Origin of the sequence: Isoptericola hypogeus, assembly GCF_039531145.1 — a bacterium.
GTDB classification, from domain to species: Bacteria; Actinomycetota; Actinomycetes; order Actinomycetales; family Cellulomonadaceae; genus Isoptericola; species Isoptericola hypogeus.
Genome location: NZ_BAAAPM010000003.1, coordinates 243,985 through 250,541, shown reverse-complemented (window position 1 = coordinate 250,541; position 6,557 = coordinate 243,985). Strand labels below are relative to the sequence as shown.

The following is a 6,557-nucleotide window of genomic DNA, read 5'->3' as shown; positions in this document are numbered from 1 at the left end:
GGCCGCTGGGGCACCGCCGAGGACGTCGCCGGAGCGGCCGTGTTCCTCAGCTCCTCTGCTGCCGACTACGTCAACGGCCACGTCCTGGTCGTCGACGGAGGCTGGATGGCCCGCTGACCGCGCCCACCGCACCGCACCAGACGACGAGCACCACCCGCGCCGGGCGCGGCACCTGTTCCCGTCAGTCCCATCGCCGGACTCCGGCATCTCAAGAGATCGAGGATCGACAATGAAGTTCACCTCTCGACCCACGGCCGCCGTCATCGGCGTCACCCTGGCGGCCGCCGCGCTCACGGGCTGCACCGAAGCAGCCAGCGGGAGCGACCCCAGCGCCGAGGCCGGCGCCTGCGACCCCGCGGACGTCACCCTGGTGGGCCAGGTCCGCAACGAGTCCAACCCCTACGAGGCTTCGTGGCTGGACGGCGGCGACGCCTTCGCCGCGCAGGTCGGGCTGACCCAGGAGCGGCTCACCTACGACGGCGACTCGACGCGTCAGCAGGAGCAGATCAGCCAGCTGCTCGCCGGCGACACCGAGTGCCTGGTCATGAACGTCCTGCCCAACGGCGACTCCGACACCCCGCCCATCGTCGAGGGCGCCGAGGAGGCGGGCGCCTACCTCGTCACACAGTGGAACAAGCCGGCCGACATGAACGTCACCGACTACGACTCCTGGCTGTCCCACATCACGTACGACGGCGTGGAGTCCGGCAAGCAGATCGGCGACGCGCTGGCCGAGGCCATCGGCGGCTCGGGCGGCATCGTCGCCCTGCAGGGCATCCTGGACACCGGCGCCGCCAAGGACCGCTTCGCCGGTCTGGAGGAGTCGCTGGCGGCCAACCCGGACGTCAAGCTGCTCGACGACCAGACCGCCAACTTCTCCCGCGCGGAGGCCCTCGAGGTCACCAAGACGCTGCTCACCAAGCACGGCGAGGACGTCAAGGGCATCTGGGCCGCCAACGACGACATGGCGCTCGGCGCGCTCGAGGCGCTGCAGCAGGCCGGTCGTACGGACGTGGCCGTGGTCGGCATCGACGCCGTGCCGGACGCGCTCACGGCGATCCAGGACGGCACGATGACGGCCACCGTTTCCAGCGACGGCCCCTGGCAGGGCGGCATCGGCCTCGCCATCGGCTACTGCGTGGCCACCGGTGAGCTCGCCGTCGAGGACATCGCCGACGAGGACCGCGCCTGGTTCGCCGAGCAGTTCCTCATCGAGAAGGACAACGTCGCCGACTTCGTCTCGCCGGAGACCAGCGAGTCCGACTTCGCCTGCGACAACCTCTTCAGCCGTTCGCAGGGCGCGATTTCGTGACCATGACATCCCCCGCCGACGCCGACACCGAGGTCGTGAACGCAGGGCGCCCCCAGCCTCGGCGGGGGGTGTCGCTCAGAGATGCGGGTCCGCCGATCGCCCTGGTCGTCATCTTCGGGGTCTTCGCAGCGCTCAGCCCTGGCTTCCGGGCCGTCTCCAACGTGCAGAACATCATGGACGCGGCCGCGGTCCTCGCCGTCGTGACCTGCGGCATCACCTTCGTGCTGATGATGGGGTCGATCGACCTGTCCGCCCCCGGGATCATGGGGGCGTCCGCGATCACGGTCGCCCTCCTGGTCGCCAACAACCGCAACGACAACGAGTACGGGATCCTCGGGATCGTCGTCGCCGTCCTGCTCGCGGCCGCGCTCGGCTGCCTCAGCGGGCTCGCCCTGGTCCTGCTGAAGGTGCCGTCGTTCATGACCACCCTCGGCGTCTCCGCCGTGGGCCTGGGCGTGGCCACCCTCATGTTCGCGGGCGTGCAGCCCAACGTCTCCGACGAGATGCTGGCGGGCTGGGCGGTCGAGCGCTTTCTCGGCCTGGCCCACCTCACCTGGATCGCGTTCGCCTGCGTGTTCGTGGGCTGGCTGGTGCAGCGCTACTCGCGCCTGGGTCGGTACGCCTTCGCGATCGGCGGCGCCGAGGAGGTGCTGGCGCTCTCCGGGGTGCGGGTCGCGCCCTACAAGGTGGCGGTCTTCACGATGGCCGGCGCGTTCTACGGTCTCGCCGGCGTGATGGTCACCAGCCAGCTCGGCGCCGGCCTCGTCCAGGCGGGCAAGGGCTACGACTTCTCCGCCATCGCGGCGGCCGTCGTCGGCGGCACCTTGCTCACCGGAGGCCGCGGCGGCATCCTCCATTCCACCGTCGGGGTCCTGCTGGTGACCGTCCTCACCAACGGCCTCGTCCAGATCGGGGTGAGCCCCTACTGGCAGGGCGGTGTCCAGGGCCTCATCGTCGTCGCGGCCGTCGCGGCCGCGGTCATCCCACAGCGTCGTAGGAACCAGGTGACGAAGTGACCACGAACCTGCAGATCGAGCCCGAGTCACGAGTGCCCGCCCCCGCGCACGCACTCGAGGTCCGCGGTCTGGTCAAGCACTACCCGGGCGTCAAGGCCCTCGACGGCGTCGACCTGGTCGTGCGCCAGCACGAGGTGCTGGGCCTGGCCGGCGAGAACGGTGCCGGAAAGTCCACGCTGCTCAAGGCACTGGTCGGGCTGGTGAGGCCGGACGCCGGCGAGATCTGGGTGCGCGGGGAGAGGGTCCGGCTCAAGAGCGTCGTCGACGCCGCGGACCATGGCATCGGCATGGTGTTCCAGGAGCAGTCGCTCGTCCCCAACCTCACCGCGGCCGAGAACATCGTGCTCGGCAGCGAGGGCCGGGGCGTGCGCCGCGGCGTCTACCGCTGGGACACGATGCGCAGCCTCGCGCAGGAGCAGCTGGACAAGATCGGGTCGCACATCGACCCCCTCGCCCGTACCGACACCCTGTCCTTCGCCGACCGGCAGATGGTCGAGATCGCCAAGGTGCTCCGCATCGAGGAGCGCACGTCCCACCCGCCGGTGATCATCCTCGACGAGCCCACCTCGGTGCTGGAGTCGAAGGAGATCGAGACCCTCTTCACCCAGGTGCGCCGGCTGCGCGAGTTCGCGTCCGTCGTCTTCGTCTCGCACCGGCTCGACGAGGTGCTCGACGTCTGCGACCGCGTCGCGGTGCTGCGCGGCGGCCGGTCGGTGGGCGAGGTGTCCGCCGCGGGCGCGGCCCCGGCCGAGCTGCACCGGATGATGATCGGCTCGGTCGGGTCCGACGACCACTACCACGGCGCGGCCGCCGAACCGTCCGACCAGCCCCGCAGGCCCCGCCTCGAGGTGCGCGGCCTGTCCGGCGAGACGTTCCGCGACGTCGACCTCGACGTGCACGCCGGCGAGATCGTCGGCATCGTCGGCGTCCACGGCTCCGGCCGCGAGGACGTGTGCCGGGCGCTGTTCGGTGCCGAGCCCACCACGGCCGGCGAGGTCGTGCTCGACGGACGGACGCTCGACCTGTCCGGCACCCGCGCGGCGTGCGCCGCCGGCGTCGGGTACGTCCCGGCCGAGCGCAAGACCGAGGGCATGGTCGGCCCGATGTCGGTCGCCGACAACATGACCCTCACCAAGCAGAAGGCCCGCTGCACCGGCCCCCTGGTGCGGCCGCGGAAGCAGGCGACGCTGGTGGACACGTGGATCGAGAGGCTCTCGATCCGCACCCCGCACCGGAGCACCGCGATCCAGAGGCTGTCGGGCGGCAACCAGCAGAAGGTGGTCCTGGCCCGCTGGCTGGTGTCCGGCGACGTCCGGCTCCTCCTGCTGGACCACCCGACCCGCGGCCTCGACATCGGGGCGCGCTCGGAGGTGTACCGCCTGATGCGTGAGCTCGCCGCCAGCGGCGTGGCCACGGTGCTGCTGGCCGACAGCCTCGAGGAGGCGATCGGCATGTCCGACCGGATCATCGTCATGAGCGACGGCCGCGCGACCACGGAGGTCGCCGCCCCCGCGGGGGGCAAGCCGACCCCGCTCGACCTCGTCAAGGAGATGGTCTGAGCATGTCCACACCTGTCATCACCAAGCCGGCCCCCGACGCGGCCGTCCTGGGCCGCCCCACGGTGGGGCAGCGACTCACGTCGTTCATGCCGGTCATCGCGCTCGTCGTGCTGCTGGCGGCGCTGACGATCGCCGACCCCGGGTTCATGACCCAGAGCAGCCTCACGGCGGCGATCCGGACCTCGGCGCCGCTCGTCGTGCTCGCCGCCGGCGCCACCCTGGTGGTCCTGTGCGGTGGCATCGACCTGTCGATCGCCGCGCTCTGCTCGCTGGCGACGGTCTTCTTCGCGCTGTGGCTGCCCGACCTCGGCGGCCTCACCACCGTCGCGATCGTCCTGGCGACCGGCGCGATCGGGATGGTGCAGGGCATCACCCACGTGCTGCTCCGCATCCCGTCGTTCATCGTCACCCTCGGCGGGATGAGCATCTTCACCGCGATCGCCCTGGTGATCTCCGACGCCGGCCCGATCCGGGTCGCCGACCGGGACGCCACCCACTGGCTCACGCTCTACGTCGGCGGGGTGGTGCCGACGGCCTTCGTCGTCGCGCTGCTCGTCGTCGTGGTCGTCTCCCTGGCCCTCCGGCTCACCCCGCTGGAGAGCTGGATCCGCGCCACCGGCTACTCCGAGTCGGCGGCCCGGCTGGCCGGCACGCCGGTCGACCTGGTCAAGGTCGCCGCCTTCACCGTCTCCGGCGCCTGCGCGGGCCTGGCCGCCGTCATGCTCGTCTCCCGCAACTTCAGCGGCAGCCCGACCATGGCCGACAACCTGCTGCTGCCGGCGGTGGCGGCCATCGTGGTCGGCGGCACCGCCATCACCGGCGGTCACGGCTCGCTGTGGCGCAGCCTCGCCGGGGCGCTCGTGGTGACCCTGCTGCGTGTCGGGCTGCCGATCGTCGGCGTCCCGTCGGCCTACGAGCAGATCCTCTACGGCGCGATCATCGTCGCCGCGGTCGCGCTCACCCTCGACCGATCGAAGGTGCTGATCATCAAGTAGCCGCGGCCGCCCCCACCTCAGCCTCACGACCGACCTCGAACCGAAGAAACCACGGAAGGCACCCATGTCCGAGAATCCCCAGCTCCTGCCCGCCGTCTCGTCGTTCCTCTCCTCGCCCAAGCAGCTGCTGATCGACGGCGAGTGGGTGGACGCCAAGGACGGCCAGACTTTTGCGACGGTGAATCCCGCGACCGAGGAGGTCCTCGTCGAGGTCGCCCAGGCCTCCGCGGTCGACGCCGACCGCGCGGTCGCGGCCGCCCGCAACGCGTTCGAGACCGGCTCCCCGTGGTCGCGGATGACGCCGCGCGACCGCTCGCACCTGTTGTGGCGCATCGGCGACATGATCGACGAGCGCGTCGAGGAGTTCGCGCAGCTCGAGTCCCTCGACAACGGCAAGAGCCTCGCGTCGGCCCGGGGTGACGTCGGCGTGGCCGCCGAGCTGTTCCGTTACTTCGCCGGCTGGGCCACCAAGATGGAGGGCACGACGATCCCGATGTCGGTGCCCGGCCGCGACTTCCACGCGTACACCCGCCGCGAGGCCATCGGCGTCGTCGCCGGGATCGTGCCGTGGAACTTCCCCCTCACGATGGCGGCCTTCAAGATCGTCCCGTCGATCACGGCCGGCAACACCGTCGTGCTCAAGCCGGCCGAGCAGACCCCGCTCACCGCGCTGCGTCTCGGCGAGCTGCTGCTGGAGGCCGGAGTCCCGGCCGGCGTGGTCAACGTCCTGCCCGGCTTCGGGGACGCGGGTGCCGCCCTGGTCGACCACGCCGGCGTCGACAAGGTCGCCTTCACCGGCAGCACCGAGGTCGGCAAGAAGATCGCCGCGGGCGCCTCGAAGAACCTCAAGAAGGTGTCGCTGGAGCTCGGCGGCAAGGCGCCCAACATCATCTTCGCCGACGCCGACCTCGACGCCGCGATCGCCGGCGCCGCCCTGGCGGGCTACTTCAACGAGGGCCAGTGCTGCGTCAACGGCTCGCGCCTCTACGTCCAGCGCGAGGTGTTCGACCAGGTGATCGAGGGCGTCGCCGCGGCGGCCAAGGCCATCAAGGTCGGCGACGCCTTCGACCCGGCGACCACCATGGGGCCCCTGGTCTCCCAGGAACAGCACGAGAAGGTCATGGGCTACGTCCGTGGCGCGGTCGCCGACGGCGCGACGCTCGCCGCGGGCAGCCCCGACCCGGCCGCCGACCGCGGCTATTTCTTCTCCCCGACCCTCATCACCGACGTCACCGAGCGGATGGCCGTCCAGACCGACGAGATCTTCGGGCCCGTCATCACCGCGATCCCGTTCGACACCGAGGACGAGGTGGTCGCCGCGGCCAACAACACCGTCTACGGCCTGGCCGCCGGCGTGTGGTCCAAGGACCTGGGCACCGCGCACCGCGTGGGCGGCAGGCTGCGGGCCGGCACGGTCTGGCTCAACACCTGGCACGCGGACGACGTCACCCTCCCGCGGGGCGGGTTCAAGCAGTCCGGGTGGGGACGCGAGCTGGGGTCGTTCGGGCTGGACGACTACACGGAGCTCAAGACGGTCGTCGCCGAGCTCCGGTGAGCGTGCGCCGCAGGCGCTGAACCGGAGACGCAGGAACACCCAGAGTCAGGTCTGGGCGGCCGGCCCCCTGCGGGGGATCGGCCGTCCGGGCTGTCTTCATGTCCATGAACCACGTGCGAA

Annotated in this window: 6 protein-coding genes; all 6 read left to right on the top strand. The window is 71.3% G+C overall.

Annotated features, from left to right (window positions below; all coding sequences use genetic code 11):
- A partial coding sequence (locus tag ABD254_RS03485) for an SDR family oxidoreductase (protein ID WP_344248480.1) occupies positions 1-117 on the top strand: 117 nt, incomplete at its 5' end.
- Between the two features lie 112 nt (positions 118-229).
- Positions 230-1,312 (top strand): sugar ABC transporter substrate-binding protein, encoded by a 1,083-nt coding sequence (locus tag ABD254_RS03480; RefSeq protein ID WP_344245698.1) that lies wholly within the window; start codon positions 230-232, stop codon positions 1,310-1,312.
- Between the two features lie 68 nt (positions 1,313-1,380).
- A complete protein-coding gene (locus ABD254_RS03475; RefSeq protein ID WP_344245696.1) occupies positions 1,381-2,328 on the top strand; it encodes an ABC transporter permease in 948 nt (315 codons plus the stop codon).
- The gene (locus tag ABD254_RS03470) at positions 2,325-3,887 is read left to right on the top strand and encodes a sugar ABC transporter ATP-binding protein (protein WP_344245694.1); all 1,563 of its coding nucleotides are present in this window, start codon (positions 2,325-2,327) and stop codon (positions 3,885-3,887) included. The genes ABD254_RS03475 and ABD254_RS03470 overlap by 4 nt, the downstream gene beginning before the upstream one ends.
- Positions 3,888-3,889: 2 nt before the next feature.
- Positions 3,890-4,882 (top strand): ABC transporter permease, encoded by a 993-nt coding sequence (locus ABD254_RS03465; RefSeq protein WP_344245692.1) that lies wholly within the window; start codon positions 3,890-3,892, stop codon positions 4,880-4,882.
- A 64-nt stretch (positions 4,883-4,946) separates the two neighbouring features.
- Positions 4,947-6,437, top strand: coding sequence for an aldehyde dehydrogenase family protein (locus tag ABD254_RS03460; RefSeq protein WP_344245690.1), 1,491 nt, complete (start codon positions 4,947-4,949; stop codon positions 6,435-6,437).
- Positions 6,438-6,557 lie beyond the last annotated feature (120 nt).